Genomic DNA, 14,368 nt, shown 5'->3' with positions numbered 1-14,368 from the left:
ACCGTCCGGTCCGGCCCTGTGCGGTCCCTGTGTCACTCATGAGGCCTGCTGATGAGCCGCGCAACCCCTCGGGGCGGCGGGTCAGGCGGGGAGGAGGACGGTGAACGTCGTGTCGCCGGGAGTCGAGGAGAGCTCGACATTGCCCCCGTGCGACTTGGCCACGGCGTCGACGATCGACAGGCCGAGACCGGTGGAGCCGGCGGCCCGGTTGCGCGAGTCATCGCCGCGGGTGAACCGGTTGAACACGGTGCGCTGCAACGACTCGGGCACGCCCGGTCCGTCGTCGGTGACGCTGACGCGGATCCACGGCCCATCGGGCCTCACCGACGTGACGACCTTCGTGCCTGCGGGCGTGTGGGTCCGGGCGTTCGCGAGCAGGTTGGCCACGACCTGGTGCAGGCGGGCGTGGTCCCCGGTCACTTCGACCGGCTCGTCGGGCAGGTCCAGCTCCCAGTGGTGGTCGGGTGATGCGGCGTGGGCATCACTGACCGCGTCCATCGCGAGCAGCGACAGGTCGACTGGTTCGCGGTCGAGCGGCCGACCCGCGTCGAGCCGGGCCAGCAGCAGCAGGTCCTCCACGAGTCCCTGCATCCGCAGCGCCTCGGACTCGACCCGCGACAGCGCATGGGTGACCGACGCGGGCACCGGTTCGCGCTCGCGACGGGACAGCTCGGCATACCCGCGGATGGACGCCAGCGGCGTCCGCAGCTCGTGCGAGGCGTCGGCGACGAACTGGCGCACCCGCTGCTCACTCTCGTGGCGGGACTGGAGCGCGCCCTCGACGTTGTCGAGCATGTTGTTGATCGCCAGGCCGACCTGTCCCACCTCCGTGCGGGGGTCGGTGTCAGTGGCCGGGATGCGTTCGGCTAGGGCGACGTCGCCGGAGTCGAGCTTGAGGTTGGAGACCTGGGTCGCCGTGTGCGCGACCCGTTGCAGTGGGGCGAGGTTGCGGCGCACGAGCCACAGTCCGCCTACTGTCACGAGGACGAAACCGACGAGGGCGCCACCGACCATCAGTGTGATCACCGTGCTGATGGTCTCGGTGACCCCGCCCGTCGGGAGCCCTGAGATGACCGTGTCGCCGTCGGCCTCGCGCGCCGACGCCACGCGGTAGGCGCCGAGCCCGGCGATCTCGACCGTCTTCGGGCTCGTGCCGACTCCCGCGGTCTGCAGCGAGCCGATCTGCCCAGCGGTGAGCGTGCCCGTGGTCTCGTCGTGCTCGACCCGGTTGACGATGACGACGCCGTCGCGGACCACCAGGACGAGGGACTGGGCACCTCCACCGGGGATCGGCCCGCCCGCGCCGCCGGGCCCGTGGTCCGTGCCGTCGTTGATGCGCGGCCCGCCGGCCCGGACGAGGGTGGACTGGAGGTCCTGGTCGAGGCGGCTGACGAGGAAGTTGTGCAGCAGCACCACGGTCAGGGTGGACGTGACCACCGTGATGGCGAGGAACAGCCCGACCACCGTCGCGATCAGCTTCCTGCTGAGCGTCCAGGTTGCCGGGTTGAGGTACGACCGCGTGGCACCGACGGCAGGGGTGGGCCTCATGCCGCGGGCTTGAGGACGTATCCGACGCCGCGCATCGTGTGGATCATCGGCTCGCGACCGGCGTCGACCTTCTTGCGCAGGTAGGAGATGTAGAGCTCGACCACGTTGGCCTGGCCACCGAAGTCGTAGTTCCAGACCCGGTCGAGGATCTGGGCCTTGGACAGCACGCGCTTCGGGTTGCGCATGAGGTACCTCAGCAGCTCGAACTCCGTTGCCGTGAGGTTGATCTGCTCGCCCGCCCGCATCACCTCGTGGCTGTCCTCGTCCATGGTGAGGTCGCCGACGGCCAGCACTGAGGCGGAGTCATCGGTGACGACGGCTGTACGGCGCATCAGGGCACGCAGGCGGGCGACCACCTCCTCGAGGCTGAACGGCTTGGTGACGTAGTCGTCGCCACCGGCGGTCAGCCCGGCCACCCGGTCCTCGACGGCGTCCTTGGCCGTGAGGAAGAGCACCGGCACGTTGGGGTTGTCGCCACGCATCCGACGCAGGACCTCCAGGCCGTCGAAGTCCGGCAGCATCATGTCGAGGGCAACCGCGTCGGGCTGGAACTCACGGGCCGCCCGGACGGCCGCGACTCCGGTGGCCGCGGTGCGGACCTCCCAGCCCTCGTAGCGCAGGGCCATCCTCAGGAGCTCGGTCAGGTTGTGCTCGTCGTCCACGACGAGCACACGGACGGGCGAGCCGTCGAGGCGCTGGAGCTTGGCCGAGGCGGACTGCTGCGAGTTCATGCCTCAAGGAAACACCGGGACCATGTGCGGTGCCCGCGCAACGGCTGTGCGGATCCTGTGAACCCACTGTGGCGGTGGCGCCTGTCTGTCCCTCAGGGGTTCGGCTGGTCACGAGGCTCAGGCATCCGATATCCGAGGCACAGGACCGCCACAGCCCAGGGGCGAACTCTCGGAGTCGACCACCTCACGCACCGACGTTCGGAGACCCCGATGACGATCCCACCCACGGGGGCAGCTGCCGCTCCGGCGACCGCGCCCGCGCTCAACCCGCCCCACCTGGAGCGGACGCAAGGCCAGATTCCCAGGCTCCGGCCGGCCCGAAGGTGAGCGCGCCATGATCCACCTCACGCTGGTCCGTCACTCGAGTGGCCGAAAAGCATTGCAGCGCAAGGACTTCAGCGCCATCCCGGTGTGCGGTTCGGTCCGGCCGCTCGCCTCGCAGCGGGCGATGCGACCTCCGAGGACGTCAGTGACCTCAGGTCCTGGCTGAGCCGAGGCCGAGCACCACGGCGATCCCGAGGGCGCTGCGCGGCTCGTAGGGTGTGCGCCACAGACCGCCGTGGACGGCGCCGGCGGCCTCCTCGCGCCACGGGGTGGTCGGCGCGTGCGGCGCGGTCCGCAGGTCGTGGACGAGGAGGGCTGCCATGAGCGTGTTGCTCGTGGCGGGTTCGAACACCTCGATCCCGAACCGGTGTGCACCGGCATACGCGCTGGCCAGGGCGCGGTTCTTCACCACCGAACGGGTGCGGGTGGGGGGTGCGACGTTGAGGGACACGGTCCGGCCGTCGCGACGGGCAACGGTGGCTCGCCAGCGCTGGAGTCGTTTGGCCAGAGCGTAGTTCGGCCCCTGTTGGGGAACGAGGCTGTCGTTGAGACCGGGGTCGGTGCCTGGGGCGTAGTTGCGTCGCAGCAGCCGTCCGCCGCTCATGGTCCGCAGCGCCGGGCGGACAAGTCGCATGGGCGTGGAAGGTCCGCGGTAGGTGCGGGTGGAGTGCTCGACGGCGTCACCGGGCACGGCGAAGACGTCCGTCGGGGTGGCGAGGAAGGCCAGGGCGACGTCGGCGCGGCGCCTCATCAGCTCGGTGCTGAGGACGTCGACGGCCATGGAGACCCGGACGTTGGTGGCGCCGTCGGCATAGACGTAGTTGCCGAGCACGAGGGGTCCGTCCAGCTCCGTGAGCCAGTCGGCGATGGCCGGGAGCCCGTGCAGCAGGTCGGCACCAGCGTGGGTGGCGAGGTCGTGTGCGGACCACGGTGCGTCGGCCGCCACCGGCATGTGCAGGGCCCCGGCCGACGACGCCGCCACGTCGAGCACCCGCTTCCAGATGTCGGCGCGCGGCAGGTCGACCCCGATGACCTCCCCGCCCCACGAAAGGATCGACCGCAAGGGACCCATCTCCGCCCCCGCCCCGAGCACGACGACCCGCTGGTCGCGCAGGTCGAGCCAGTCCGGGTTGGCCAGGACGGTCCGGACCGCCTCCGCGGCGGAGGGTTCGATGATGCCGCGGGTGGTCCAGTCGTCGAGCTGCCTGCGCAGCGCGTCGCCGCGCAGCCGGTCGCCGTGCAGGGGCAGGCTCAGCTCGGCCGCGCGTTCGCCGCTGCCACGCACCGTGGCCGTGCCGAGGGGGGTGCCGGCGGGGGTGTCGCCGGGGGGGCCGGCGGGCGCCGCGAAGGCCTCGGCGAGCGGCACCTCGCCGTGGGGAGTCGTGGCCCGCATCCGAGCGTGCAGCGAGGCCAGCCCGGCCTGCGCGACATCGACCGCGGCCTCGCCGTCACGCAGCAGTCCCGCCTCGACGAGGCGCTTGAAGTGGGTCAGGTACCCCTGGCGCCAGTTGGTCTCGCGCTCCGCCGCCCGGGCCCCCACCGGGTCGACCCCGCGCAGCGCGTCGGCGACGACAGCCCGGCCGAGCGCCGAGGTGCTCCGCTTGCCGTCGACCTCCGGAAAGACCACTCCGCTGTGAGCCATGCGCCGAGTATGCCGCGTCGTCGCCGTGGCCCTTCGCCCGAGTAGGGCGACCCGTGAGCGGCCTGCGGTGGCGGAACGTCCGGCCCCAGTCCTAGCGTGCACGCATGGCAATCACCGAGACCACCGCCCAGACTCCGTGGGAGCCGCCCCTGGCAGGCACCGAGGAGGGCGCCGTGCTCGGGGCGCTCGAACGGCTGCGTGCCACCTTCCGCTACAAGGTCGACGGCCTCGACGCCGACGGCCTCGCCACGCGGATCGGCGCGTCCAGCCTGACGCTCGGCGGCCTGCTCAAGCACCTCGCAGCGAACGAGGACCACAAGTTCAGCGTGAAGCTTTCCGGGGCACCCATGGAACCGGTCTGGGACGACAACGGCTGGGATGAGAGCGACGACTGGGAGTTCGAGTCCGCAGCCGGGGACGCGCCCGCGCGGCTCTTTGCGCTCTACGACGCTGCGGTCGCCAGGTCGCGCGCCAGTCTTGCGGTGTTCCTTGATGGCGGCGGTCTGGACCAGCCGGCGCACGTGTCCGACGCCGAGGGCAACCACGCGAACGTGCGTCGGCTGGTGCTCGACATGGTCGAGGAATACGGCCGTCACACGGGTCAGGCCGACCTGCTGCGCGAGGCCGTCGACGGCCGGGTCGGTGAGGACCCGCCGCCTGGCTGGCAGCCCGTGTCGGGTGCATGGACGTGGCCCGGCCGCTGACCGACGCCGACGACCCGAGCCGAGCTGGGGGACCGCGGGACGAGTCGCCACCAGGCACGCGAGGGGCCCGGAACCGTCTTGGTTCCGGGCCCTTTGACGAATGCCGCGTTCACGGCAAAGCAGGTGTTCTCACTCGAGGCCGAGGCGGGCCTTGAGGCCATCGAGCTCGATCTGGAGCTCGGTCGGGAGGTTCTCGCCGAACTTGGCAAACCACTCCTCGATCTGCGGGATCTCGGCCTTCCACTCCTCGGGGTCGACCTTGAGCGCCGCCGCGATGTCGGCATCGCTCATGTCGAGGCCATCGGTGTCGAGCGACTCCGGGGTCGGCACGTGGCCGATCGGGGTCTCGACGGCGGCAGCCTTGCCCTCGATGCGCTCGATGGCCCACTTGAGCACTCGGCTGTTCTCGCCGAACCCGGGCCACAGGAAGCCGCCGTCGTCGTCCCGACGGAACCAGTTGACGTAGAAGATCTTCGGCAGCTTGGACGCGTCGGCGTCCTTGCCCATGTTGATCCAGTGCTGGAAGTAGTCGCCCGCGTTGTAGCCGATGAACGGCAGCATCGCCATCGGGTCGCGGCGGACGACGCCGACCGCGCCGGTCGCGGCGGCGGTGGTCTCCGAGGAGAGGGTGGCGCCCATGAAGGTGCCGTGGGTCCAGTCACGCGACTCCGTCACCAGTGGCACGGTCGTCTTGCGGCGGCCACCGAAGAAGATCGCCGAGATCGGCACGCCCTGGGGGTCGTAGTACTCGTCGGCGAGGATGTCGCACTGCTCGATCGGGGTGCAGTAGCGGCTGTTGGCGTGGCTCGAGAGCTCAGCGGAGTCGGGCGTCCAGTCCAGTCCCTTCCAGCTGGTGGCGTGGGCCGGCGTGTTCTCCAGGCCCTCCCACCAGATGTCGCGGTCGTCGGTGAGCGCGACGTTGGTGAAGACCGAGTTGCCCTTGTTGATGGTCTTCATGGCGTTGGGATTGGTGTGCTCGTTGGTGCCGGGCGCGACGCCGAAGAAGCCGAACTCGGGGTTCACGGCATACAGCCGGCCGTCCTTGCCGAAGCGCATCCAGGCGATGTCGTCGCCGAGCGTCTCGACCTTCCAGCCCGGGATGGTCGGCGCCAGCATGGCCAGGTTGGTCTTGCCGCACGCGCTCGGGAAGGCCGCGGCGATGTAGTAGACCTGCTGCTCGGGTGAGATGAGCTTGAGGATGAGCATGTGCTCGGCGAGCCAGCCCTCGTCGCGGGCCATCGCGCTGGCGATGCGCAGCGAGTAGCACTTCTTGCCCAGCAGGGCGTTGCCGCCGTAGCCGGAGCCGAACGACCAGATCATCCGCTCCTCGGGGAACTGGACGATGTACTTCTCGGGGTTGCACGGCCACTTGACGTCCTTCTGGCCGGGCTCGAGGGGGGCGCCCACCGAGTGCAGTGCCGGGACGTACTTGGCGTTCTCACCCAGCTCCTCGATCCGGCGCAGGACGTTGACGCCGCAGCGGGCCATCACGCGCATCGAGACCACGACGTACTCGGAGTCGGTGATCTCGACGCCGAACATGGGGTTCTCGGCCTCGACGTGGCCCATGACGAACGGGATGACGTACATCGTGCGGCCCTTCATGCAGCCGGCATAGAGCCCGCGCATGAGGTCCTTCATCTCGTTCGGGTCCATCCAGTTGTTGGTGGGCCCGGCGTCCTTCTCGTCGACGGAGCAGATGTAGGTGCGGTCCTCGACCCGGGCGACGTCGGTCGGGTCGGAGGCGGCGTAGAAGCTGTTCGGCTTCTTCTCCTCGTTGAGGCGCACGAAGGTGCCGGCCTCGACGAGCTTGTCGGTGAGGCGGGTCCACTCGGCGTCGGAGCCGGTGACCCACTCGATGTGGTCGGGGGTGGTCATCGCTGCCACCTCGTCGACCCATGCCTGCAGGCCGGCGTGCGTCGTGCCGCCGGCCCGCTGGTCGGTGTGCGTCGCCTCGGTCGTCATGTGATCGGCCGTCCCTTTCGCCCGGGTGTGTGCCCCCCGGATCAATGAGGTGATGCGTCCACCGACCCGGGTCCGACGACGCCGTGTCCACATGGTGAACGCTTCTGATCTGGTCACGGTACGCCCGGCTACGCGCCAGTAGATACCGCGTGGGTCGTAGATCGCTCGTGAAAAGCCTCACAACCGACGGGTAGGTCGACCGCCTTTGCCGCCTTCTTGCAGACGCTGCAAGAAGGCGGCCGAATCCCGGGTGATTTCTTGCGAATCCGCGCCGGGAGCGGCCGAGGGAGAAGCAGCTCTGGAGGCTATGCCGTGCCCCACCACCTGGGGCACGGCATAGTCTCTTGGCCACTGAGCTGGTCGGTGCGGCGGGGGCCCTTGCGCGGACGCCCGCCAACGGATTTCGCCCACTCGGGGGTGACCCGGTAGTCTTGCCCGTCGTTGCTCTGGGCGATCCCACAAGGAACCTCAGGGCAGCATCTGCGCCCGTAGCTCAACGGATAGAGCATCTGACTACGGATCAGAAGGTTAGGGGTTCGAATCCCTTCGGGCGCACTCTGTGTTGAGACAGAAACCAGCAGGTCACAGCCCCGCGCCGATCCACACGGCCGGGGCTGTTGCTCTGCCGGAGGCCGCTTTCGGGACCTCTTGCTCACCGATTTGCTGACACTGGACCTCATTCGCCTCTCAACGGTGTTGGGACTCGTCCTTCATCTCCTTGGCGAATGTCTCCGCAGCACGGTCACCTGGTGTGTTCGCGGCTCAGCCAATCGGCCGGACTTCGCCGTGATTGGCTGAGCGCCCGCCGCCGCTCGGTAGGTTTGCGCGATGACTTTGGGGGAGGGCCTGCACGGGCGCGACAACGCGTTGAACGCGGTGCGGCTGCTGCTTGCCGTCCTAGTGGTCCTGTCGCACACTCGCCCGGTCGGGGGGTTCGGTCCGGACCCTGTCATCGGCGGCCGAGGGCTCGGCGCGTGGGCGGTGGCGGGCTTCTTCGCTATCTCGGGGTATCTCATCTGCGCCTCGCGGGACCGGTTGTCGTGGCAGCAGTTCGCGATATCCCGGATCCTGCGGATCTACCCCGGATATTGGCTGTCGCTCGTCGCCGTGGCCGTGGTCTTTTCCCCCGCGGCGGCCATGTTCACCGGCAGCCGCTTCGATCCCGCCGCTGCGTCCAGGTTCGTGCTCGTGAACCTTGCGACTCCGGTGCAGTGGACCTTCGGCGAAGCCATCGGCCGCGCGGCACGGCCGGAGGCGTGGAACGCGCCCCTGTGGACCCTCACGCACGAGATGTGCTGTTACGTGATCGCGGGGGTCGCTTTGAGCGCGCGGCGCGTCAGACGTCGGGTCGCGCTGGTCACCGGAGGCACCCTCGCAGCGCTGACCGTCGTGAATCTGCTGCTCGCATGGTCGGGAGCCTTGGGTGGCACGAAGCTCTTGGATCTACTGCACCTTCTCGGCTTCTTCACCGCCGGTTCGCTGATCTGGGCGCTCCGGGACCGGATCAGGGTCCGGGGCACACTGGCCATCCTGTCTCTGGCTGCAGTCACAGCGATCGGCCTGATGAGCGCCACCGATCAGCTCGCCGCGCTGCCTGTCGCCTACCTCGCCCTCGCCAGCGGCGCCGCCCTGCCCACCCGGATCGGAAATAAGCGAGACCTGTCCTACGGGCTCTACATCTACGGCTGGCCGGTCGAGACCACCCTCTACCTCGCGGGTGCCTCCCACTTCGGCTGGGCCAAGTACACCCTGCTCAGCCTCGCCGTAGCAGTCCCGGTCGCGTGGGCATCGTGGGCCTGCGTCGAGCGACCCGCCTTGGGACTCCGACGGCGACTGTCCAGCCGGCCAGCTCGAACGCCAGACCAACACACCAGCCCGGATCGCAAGCCCGCGGACGACACGGCACCCGCGCCGCTCGCACCGGCGACGCCCGGGTGACCGTCTTCCTGCCCGCGGCAACCTGGACACGTACGCTCATCCGGCAGAAGGTGTCACGCCTCGTTCCTGCGTTCCAACCGCCGCTTCAGCGTCGGCGGCGGGCACCCAGGGCGACGATGACGCCGATGAGGGCCACGAACGGTCCGATGACCGCCCAGAGGCGGACACCGCTCATCCCGCTCCCGCCGAGGATGTCGAGACCCTGGAGCGTCCAGAGGATGCCGACGAGGACGAGCACGACACCGATGACGACTGAGACGCGACGGTTCACGGACTGAGCGTACGTCGCGACGCGCCCGATCACACGACGCCGATCACACGACGCAGAACTCGTTCCCCTCCGGGTCGCGCAGGGTCTGGGCGTAGTAGTCGGCGCCCTCGGGTGCGTTGACGTAGGCCACCGTCGCGCCGAGGGCGACCAACCGCGCGACCTCCGCGTCGACGCTTGCCCGCCGCGCTGCATACGGCATCGCGTCCCGCCCCGGCGTGTGCCGAAGGTCGAGGTGGAGCCGGTTCTTGCCGACCTTGGGCTCCGGCACCTCCTGGAACCAGATGCGCGGCCGCAGGCCCTCGGGGTCGATGATCGCCCCGCTGCCCGCCTCCGCCCCCACGAGGTCCTCGTCCCGGATGCCGCCGCCCCGCCAGTACTCGAGCCAGGACTCCCAGCCGTCGGGCGCAGGCTCGGGGACGTACCCCAGCGCCGCGCACCAGAACTCGATGAGACGCGACGAGTCGGAGCAGTCGACCGTCAGCTGCCAGGTGGTCATGCCACCGATTGTGTCAACCGAGGAGGAAGCCGAGCCAGACGGCGGGCAGGCCCAGACCGAAGGTGAGGGCCAGGTTCGCCGCGAACGCCCGCCACGCCCGTTCCTCGAAGAACACCCACGTCTCGAAGGCCAGCGTGGAGAACGTCGTCAGGGCTCCGCAGAACCCGATCCCCACGAGCGGCAGCACCCAGTCCGGCGCGTCGCGCAGCCCGGCCACGAGCCCGAGCACCAGGGAGCCGGCCACGTTGACGACCAGCGTGCCGAGGATGGTCCCGGCCCGGGTGTGCTCGCGCGCCCACCGGTCGACGACGAACCGCAGTGGCGCACCGACCGCGGCTCCCACCACCACCAGCAGCGCACTGGAGGCGTTCATGGCCGCCGCCCGAAGAGCCGTTCACCGAGGCTGATGCCCAGTCCCACCGCCACGAGACCGGCCATCAGAGATCCCACCAGGTATGCCGCGGCGAGCAGTCCGTGTCCCGCCTGCACCATCGCGTGGAAGTCCAGGGCGAACGACGAGAAGGTCGTCCAGCCGCCCAGCACCCCCACGCCGAGGAACGGTCGCAGCCACGGGTGCGGCGACGTCATGGACAGCACCCAGACCACCAGCACGCCCATCCCGAGCGAACCCGTGACGTTGACGAGGAAGGTCGACCACGCGAAGGCGCCGGTGTCGTGCGGCAGCGCCAGCCCCACGGCATACCTGCCGACGGACCCCAGCACGCCGCCCGCGGCGACGGCCCCGAGCAGCCCAGCGTCACCCGCCCGCACGATCCGCATCAGGCGCGCAGGGTCTCCAGGAAGTCCGCGATCCGACCGATCGCCTCGGTGAGGACCTCGACGTCGGGCAGCGTGACGAGACGGAAGTGGTCGGGCTCGAACCAGTTGAAGCCGGTGCCGTGTGTGACCAGGATCTTCTTGCTGCGCAACAGGTCGATGACGAACGCCTGGTCGTCCTCGATGGCGTAGACGTCGGGATCCAGGCGCGGGAAGCAGTACAGCGCTCCGTGCGGCTCGACGCAGCTCACGCCTGGGATCTCGTTGAGCAGCCGCCAGGCAGTCTTGCTCTGCTCGTAGAAGCGGCCACCGGGGTGGATGTACTCCTCGATCGACTGGTAGCCGCCGAGTGCTGTCTGGATCGCGTGCTGCCCGGGGACGTTGGCGCACATCCGCATGTTGGCCAGCAGCGTCAGCCCCTCGAGGAAGTCGGTCGCGAGCTCCTTCGGCCCGGAGACCATCACCCAGCCCGCCCGGTAGCCGCAGACCCGGTAGGCCTTGGACAGCCCGCTGAACGTCAGGCAGAGCACGTCGTCGCCGGCGAAGGTCGCCGTGTGGTGGTGGACCGGCTGGTGGACCTCGTCGGCGAACAGGATCTTCTCGTAGATCTCGTCGGACATCAGGACCAGGTTGTGACGCCGCGCGATGTCGGCCATGCCGCGCACGATCTCGTCGCTGTAGACCGCACCCGTGGGGTTGTTGGGGTTGATGACGACCAGAGCGTGGGTGTTCTCGGTGATCTTGGACTCGATGTCGGCCAGATCCGGGTTCCAGCCGTTCGACTCGTCGCAGCGGTAGTGGACCGGGGTGCCGCCGGCCAGCGTCACGGCCCCGGTCCACAGGGGGTAGTCGGGCGCGGGCACGAGGATCTCGTTGCCCTCGTCGACGAAGGCCGTGAGCACCATCGAGATGAGTTCCGAGACGCCGTTGCCGATGTAGACGTCGTCGACGTGCGTGTCGGTCAGCCCCCGGGACTGGTAGTAGTGCGCCACGGCGGTGCGGGCGGAGTAGATGCCGCGCGAGTCGCTGTAGCCCTGCGAGTTGGGCAGGTGGTGGACCATGTCCTGCAAGATCGCCTGGGGTGCCTCGAAACCGAACGGCTGCGGGTTGCCGATGTTCAGCTTGAGGATCTTGTGTCCCTCGGCCTCGAGCTTCTGGGCCTCGACGAGGATCGGACCGCGGACGTCATAGCGGACCTGGTGGAGCTTGCGGGACTGCGTGATACGGCGCACGCGTTCAGTCTCCCAGCACTTCGACCGTCGTCACGACGGAGGTCACGCCCGGGCGCGTCGGGGTGGAGCTGAAGCCGAAGCGACACGGCGGGTCGACCGCAGCCAGGTCCCCCAGCGCAGAGCCGCGCCACGACCCGGTCAGGGACGTCACGGCGTGCCGGTCAGTGGCTCCGTACCACTCGCGTCGCCCCTCCACAGCCACCCCTCGGGTCCGCACCCCACGCAACGCGACCCGGGCCACGGGATCGACCAGCGCAGCCCAGGTGGTGCTCGTCGCCACCCTGGGCGGCACCCCGCGCAGCAGCCAGCCGAGCGGCATGCGCCTGCCCAACCCCAGGTATGCCGCGACGTGGTCGCCGGCCCGCACGTCCCAGCCCGCGTCGGTCACGGTCACCGACACCGGGGTCAGGCAGACCTCGTCGAACGCGTACGTCCCGGTGACGAACCGTGCCACGGCCTCATTCGGTGCGAGCAGGGTGCGATGGCCCGCCCCGTCCTCGACCATGACGTCGGCGAACTCGCCGAGGGGTGACTCGAGCCACCGGCCCACGACCAGGCGCACGCCGCTGGTGGAGCCGACCCCGGCGATGGCGCCCGTGAAGCGCAGTCTCTGCCCGGGCGCCACCGCGGTCAGGCGTGCGTCGGCTTCGTGAACGCCAGTGCGGCAACCACCCCGAGGAGCAACACGCCCGCCGGCATCAGCAGGGACTGCGACATGGCGCTCGCGAACCCGTCGGCGAGCTGCGGAGGCAGCTTCACCCCGGCGGTGTGCCGCGACATGTTCTGCGGCACCCCGGGCAGGTTGGCCGTCAGCCTGGCCTCGATGAGGGCGGCGATCGCCGCGCTGCCGAGGACCGCGCCGATCTGACGGGTCGTGTTGTAGATGCCGGACCCCGCGCCCGCCGACGACATCGGCAGGTTGCGCGTCGCCGTGGCGGCCAGGGGAGCCCACATGAAGGCGTTCGCAATCCCCATGAGCCCCATCGGGACGAGCAGCAGCCACGTCGGGCTGCCCGTGGTCGTCACCGCGCTCAGCAGGAAGAGCGCGAGCGAGCACAGAGCCAGCCCGAACGCCGTGATCGTCCGCGGGTGCATGCGGTCGATGAGTCGGCCCGCGACGGGGGACAGGGCCCCGGCCAGCACCGCCATCGGCACGAGCAGCAGGGCCGACTTCGTCGGCGTCAGCCCTCGCACGACCTGGGCGTAGAGCATGAACGGGAACGCCATCGCCGTGATGGCGAAGCCGACCGAGGTGATCGCGATGTTGGACAGCGAGAAGTTGCGGTCCCGGAAGAGGCCGAGCGGCACGAGGGGCTCGGTGCGGATCCTGCTCTGCCAGTAGACGAACAGCCCGAAGACGAGGACGCCGGCGGCGATCAGGAGCGGCACGGAGATGATCCCGGTGATGGTGCCCCAGCTGTAGGTCTCACCCTCCTGGATCCCGAACACGATGAGGAACATGCCGATCGCTGAGAGCCCCACGCCGACCCAGTCGAAGGAGTGGCTGTGCGTCTGCAGCCTGGGCACGAGCCGGGCGGCGAGCGCGAAGGCGACGATGCCGACCGGGACGTTGATGAAGAAGATCCACTGCCAGCCGGGACCGTCGACGAGCAGGCCGCCGACGAGCGGGCCGACGAGGATGGCCACCCCCGCGGTGGCGCCCCACAGGGACATCGCCTGACCGCGGGAGGCTGCAGGGAAGGTGCGGGTGATGACGGCCATCGTCTGTGGCGTCATCAGCGAGGCGCCGAGGCCCTGGACGATGCGGGCGACGATCAGCATCTCGATCGACCCGGTGAACCCGCACCACAGGGAGGCGACGGTGAACAGGGCCAGTCCGCTGAGGTACACGTACTTCGGCCCGATGCGGTCGCCGAGCCGGCCCGTGATGAGCAACGGCACGGCATACGCGAGGAGGTAGGCGGAGGTGACCCAGATGACCGAGTTCACGTCGGCGCCCAGGCCCTGCATGATCGCGGGCGTCGCGACGGACACGATCGTGGAGTCGACCAGGATCATGAAGAACCCGATCACCATCGCCCACAGGGCGGGCCAGGGGCGGTAGCCAGTGGGGAGGTCGGTCGTCAGGGTTGCGGGTGCGGCCATGACAGGTCGCCTTTCTCGAGTCGGGTGATGAAACCGTTGATCCAGTCCTGCTGGGCCACGGTCATGTGGCGGATGTAGTCGGCCGTGACCCAGTACGCCTCGTCGATGTCTCGCGCCCGGGCCTTGGCCACGAGGCAGTCGATGTCGGCGAGCTCACCGTCGATGACCTTGAGGTGGTCGCGCAGGTCGGCGCAGACGGCACTGGCCGGAGCGTTGTGCGCCTCGGCCAGCGCGAGGGCGAAGGTCGGGAACTCGTTGACGGGTTCGCGCAGGATCTCGCGGATCCGGTCGACCAGGGCGGTCCGGCCGGGCGCGGTGATCGCATAGGTGGTGCGCTCCGGCCGGTTCCCCTCCCGGGCGGTGCCGGTCGCCTCGGCCAGGCCGTCCTGGGTGAGTCGCTCGACGGTGCGGTAGAGCGAGCCGGGGGTGACGCGGACGATGCGGTCCTCGTGACGCTCGAGCAGGAGCTGGTACATCTCGTAGGGGTGCATGGCACGCTCGTTGAGCAGTGCGAGCGCCGAGATGGCCAGCGAGGAGAGAGGCATCGCGATCCTGGTGGACGGGGTCGACTAAACGTTCCGGGTGAAATATTCCACGCGGAATATAGGTCGGCTCCCCGCTCACCGTCAAGGGC

14 protein-coding genes and 1 tRNA gene are annotated in these 14,368 nt (G+C 69.6%); 3 read left to right on the top strand and 12 right to left on the bottom strand.

Annotation, left to right across the window (positions count from 1 at the left end; all coding sequences use genetic code 11):
* Positions 1 to 81: 81 nt before the first annotated feature.
* From BJ986_RS06125 to BJ986_RS06115, 3 genes are all read right to left on the bottom strand, one after another.
* Positions 82 to 1,548 carry a sensor histidine kinase gene (locus tag BJ986_RS06125; RefSeq protein ID WP_179421184.1) on the bottom strand — a complete coding sequence of 489 codons (1,467 nt, stop codon included), beginning with the start codon at positions 1,546 to 1,548 and terminating at the stop codon, positions 82 to 84.
* A complete protein-coding gene (locus BJ986_RS06120; protein ID WP_179421183.1) occupies positions 1,545 to 2,279 on the bottom strand; it encodes a response regulator transcription factor in 735 nt (244 codons plus the stop codon). The genes BJ986_RS06125 and BJ986_RS06120 overlap by 4 nt, the downstream gene beginning before the upstream one ends.
* 475 nt (positions 2,280 to 2,754) lie before the next feature.
* Positions 2,755 to 4,245 (bottom strand): hypothetical protein, encoded by a 1,491-nt coding sequence (locus BJ986_RS06115; RefSeq protein ID WP_179421182.1) that lies wholly within the window; start codon positions 4,243 to 4,245, stop codon positions 2,755 to 2,757.
* A 104-nt stretch (positions 4,246 to 4,349) separates the two neighbouring features.
* Between BJ986_RS06115 and BJ986_RS06110 the strand changes: the two genes are divergently transcribed.
* Positions 4,350 to 4,949 (top strand): DinB family protein, encoded by a 600-nt coding sequence (locus BJ986_RS06110; protein WP_179421181.1) that lies wholly within the window; start codon positions 4,350 to 4,352, stop codon positions 4,947 to 4,949.
* 129 nt (positions 4,950 to 5,078) lie between these two features.
* Here the strand turns inward: BJ986_RS06110 and BJ986_RS06105 are convergent, their stop codons facing one another.
* Positions 5,079 to 6,914 carry a phosphoenolpyruvate carboxykinase (GTP) gene (locus BJ986_RS06105; protein WP_179421180.1) on the bottom strand — a complete coding sequence of 612 codons (1,836 nt, stop codon included), beginning with the start codon at positions 6,912 to 6,914 and terminating at the stop codon, positions 5,079 to 5,081.
* A gap of 482 nt (positions 6,915 to 7,396) precedes the next feature.
* Here BJ986_RS06105 and BJ986_RS06100 point away from each other — a divergent pair.
* Together BJ986_RS06100 and BJ986_RS06095 are read left to right on the top strand one after the other, a co-directional pair.
* Positions 7,397 to 7,469, top strand: a tRNA-Arg gene (locus BJ986_RS06100).
* Between the two features lie 273 nt (positions 7,470 to 7,742).
* The gene (locus tag BJ986_RS06095; protein WP_179421179.1) at positions 7,743 to 8,852 is read left to right on the top strand and encodes an acyltransferase family protein; all 1,110 of its coding nucleotides are present in this window, start codon (positions 7,743 to 7,745) and stop codon (positions 8,850 to 8,852) included.
* 85 nt (positions 8,853 to 8,937) lie between these two features.
* On the opposite strand, the gene BJ986_RS06090 is transcribed toward BJ986_RS06095, so the two are convergent.
* The 8 genes from BJ986_RS06090 to BJ986_RS06055 are packed head-to-tail and all read right to left on the bottom strand — an operon-like array spanning position 8,938 to position 14,279.
* A complete protein-coding gene (locus tag BJ986_RS06090; protein ID WP_179421178.1) occupies positions 8,938 to 9,123 on the bottom strand; it encodes a hypothetical protein in 186 nt (61 codons plus the stop codon).
* Positions 9,124 to 9,166: 43 nt separating this feature from the next.
* Positions 9,167 to 9,619: a VOC family protein gene (locus BJ986_RS06085; RefSeq protein ID WP_179421177.1), complete on the bottom strand. Its 453-nt coding sequence runs from the start codon at positions 9,617 to 9,619 to the stop codon at positions 9,167 to 9,169.
* A 13-nt stretch (positions 9,620 to 9,632) separates the two neighbouring features.
* On the bottom strand, positions 9,633 to 9,992 hold the full coding sequence (locus tag BJ986_RS06080) for a fluoride efflux transporter FluC (RefSeq protein WP_179421176.1): 360 nt from the start codon (positions 9,990 to 9,992) through the stop codon (positions 9,633 to 9,635).
* Complete coding sequence (locus tag BJ986_RS06075) at positions 9,989 to 10,399, bottom strand: fluoride efflux transporter FluC (protein WP_179421175.1); 411 nt, start codon at positions 10,397 to 10,399, stop codon at positions 9,989 to 9,991. Before BJ986_RS06075 ends, BJ986_RS06080 begins: the two co-directional genes overlap by 4 nt.
* Positions 10,399 to 11,628 carry an aminotransferase class I/II-fold pyridoxal phosphate-dependent enzyme gene (locus BJ986_RS06070; RefSeq protein WP_179421174.1) on the bottom strand — a complete coding sequence of 410 codons (1,230 nt, stop codon included), beginning with the start codon at positions 11,626 to 11,628 and terminating at the stop codon, positions 10,399 to 10,401. Before BJ986_RS06070 ends, BJ986_RS06075 begins: the two co-directional genes overlap by 1 nt.
* Positions 11,629 to 11,632: 4 nt before the next feature.
* Complete coding sequence (locus tag BJ986_RS06065; RefSeq protein WP_179421173.1) at positions 11,633 to 12,253, bottom strand: hypothetical protein; 621 nt, start codon at positions 12,251 to 12,253, stop codon at positions 11,633 to 11,635.
* A gap of 5 nt (positions 12,254 to 12,258) precedes the next feature.
* The gene (locus BJ986_RS06060) at positions 12,259 to 13,734 is read right to left on the bottom strand and encodes a DHA2 family efflux MFS transporter permease subunit (RefSeq protein ID WP_179421172.1); all 1,476 of its coding nucleotides are present in this window, start codon (positions 13,732 to 13,734) and stop codon (positions 12,259 to 12,261) included.
* Positions 13,713 to 14,279, bottom strand: a complete 567-nt coding sequence (locus tag BJ986_RS06055) for a PadR family transcriptional regulator (RefSeq protein ID WP_179421171.1) — start codon at positions 14,277 to 14,279, stop codon at positions 13,713 to 13,715. Before BJ986_RS06055 ends, BJ986_RS06060 begins: the two co-directional genes overlap by 22 nt.
* Between the last annotated feature and the right edge of the window lie 89 nt (positions 14,280 to 14,368).

This window comes from Pedococcus badiiscoriae (assembly GCF_013408925.1).
Lineage (GTDB): Bacteria > Actinomycetota > Actinomycetes > Actinomycetales > Dermatophilaceae > Pedococcus > Pedococcus badiiscoriae.
This window is presented reverse-complemented; position numbering and strand designations above follow the sequence as displayed.

Bases quoted from the DNA above. Each gene is read 5' to 3' on its own strand.
- BJ986_RS06115 (WP_179421182.1), bottom strand. From the start codon at position 4,245: ATGGCTCACAGCGGAGTGGTCTTTCCGGAGGTCGACGGCAAGCGGAGC.
- BJ986_RS06120 (WP_179421183.1), bottom strand. From the start codon at position 2,279: ATGAACTCGCAGCAGTCCGCCTCGGCCAAGCTCCAGCGCCTCGACGGC.
- BJ986_RS06075 (WP_179421175.1), bottom strand. From the start codon at position 10,399: ATGCGGATCGTGCGGGCGGGTGACGCTGGGCTGCTCGGGGCCGTCGCC.
- BJ986_RS06060 (WP_179421172.1), bottom strand. From the start codon at position 13,734: ATGGCCGCACCCGCAACCCTGACGACCGACCTCCCCACTGGCTACCGC.
- BJ986_RS06125 (WP_179421184.1), bottom strand. From the start codon at position 1,548: ATGAGGCCCACCCCTGCCGTCGGTGCCACGCGGTCGTACCTCAACCCG.
- BJ986_RS06080 (WP_179421176.1), bottom strand. From the start codon at position 9,992: ATGAACGCCTCCAGTGCGCTGCTGGTGGTGGTGGGAGCCGCGGTCGGT.
- BJ986_RS06095 (WP_179421179.1), top strand. From the start codon at position 7,743: ATGACTTTGGGGGAGGGCCTGCACGGGCGCGACAACGCGTTGAACGCG.
- BJ986_RS06055 (WP_179421171.1), bottom strand. From the start codon at position 14,279: ATGCCTCTCTCCTCGCTGGCCATCTCGGCGCTCGCACTGCTCAACGAG.
- BJ986_RS06085 (WP_179421177.1), bottom strand. From the start codon at position 9,619: ATGACCACCTGGCAGCTGACGGTCGACTGCTCCGACTCGTCGCGTCTC.
- BJ986_RS06105 (WP_179421180.1), bottom strand. From the start codon at position 6,914: ATGACGACCGAGGCGACGCACACCGACCAGCGGGCCGGCGGCACGACG.
- BJ986_RS06110 (WP_179421181.1), top strand. From the start codon at position 4,350: ATGGCAATCACCGAGACCACCGCCCAGACTCCGTGGGAGCCGCCCCTG.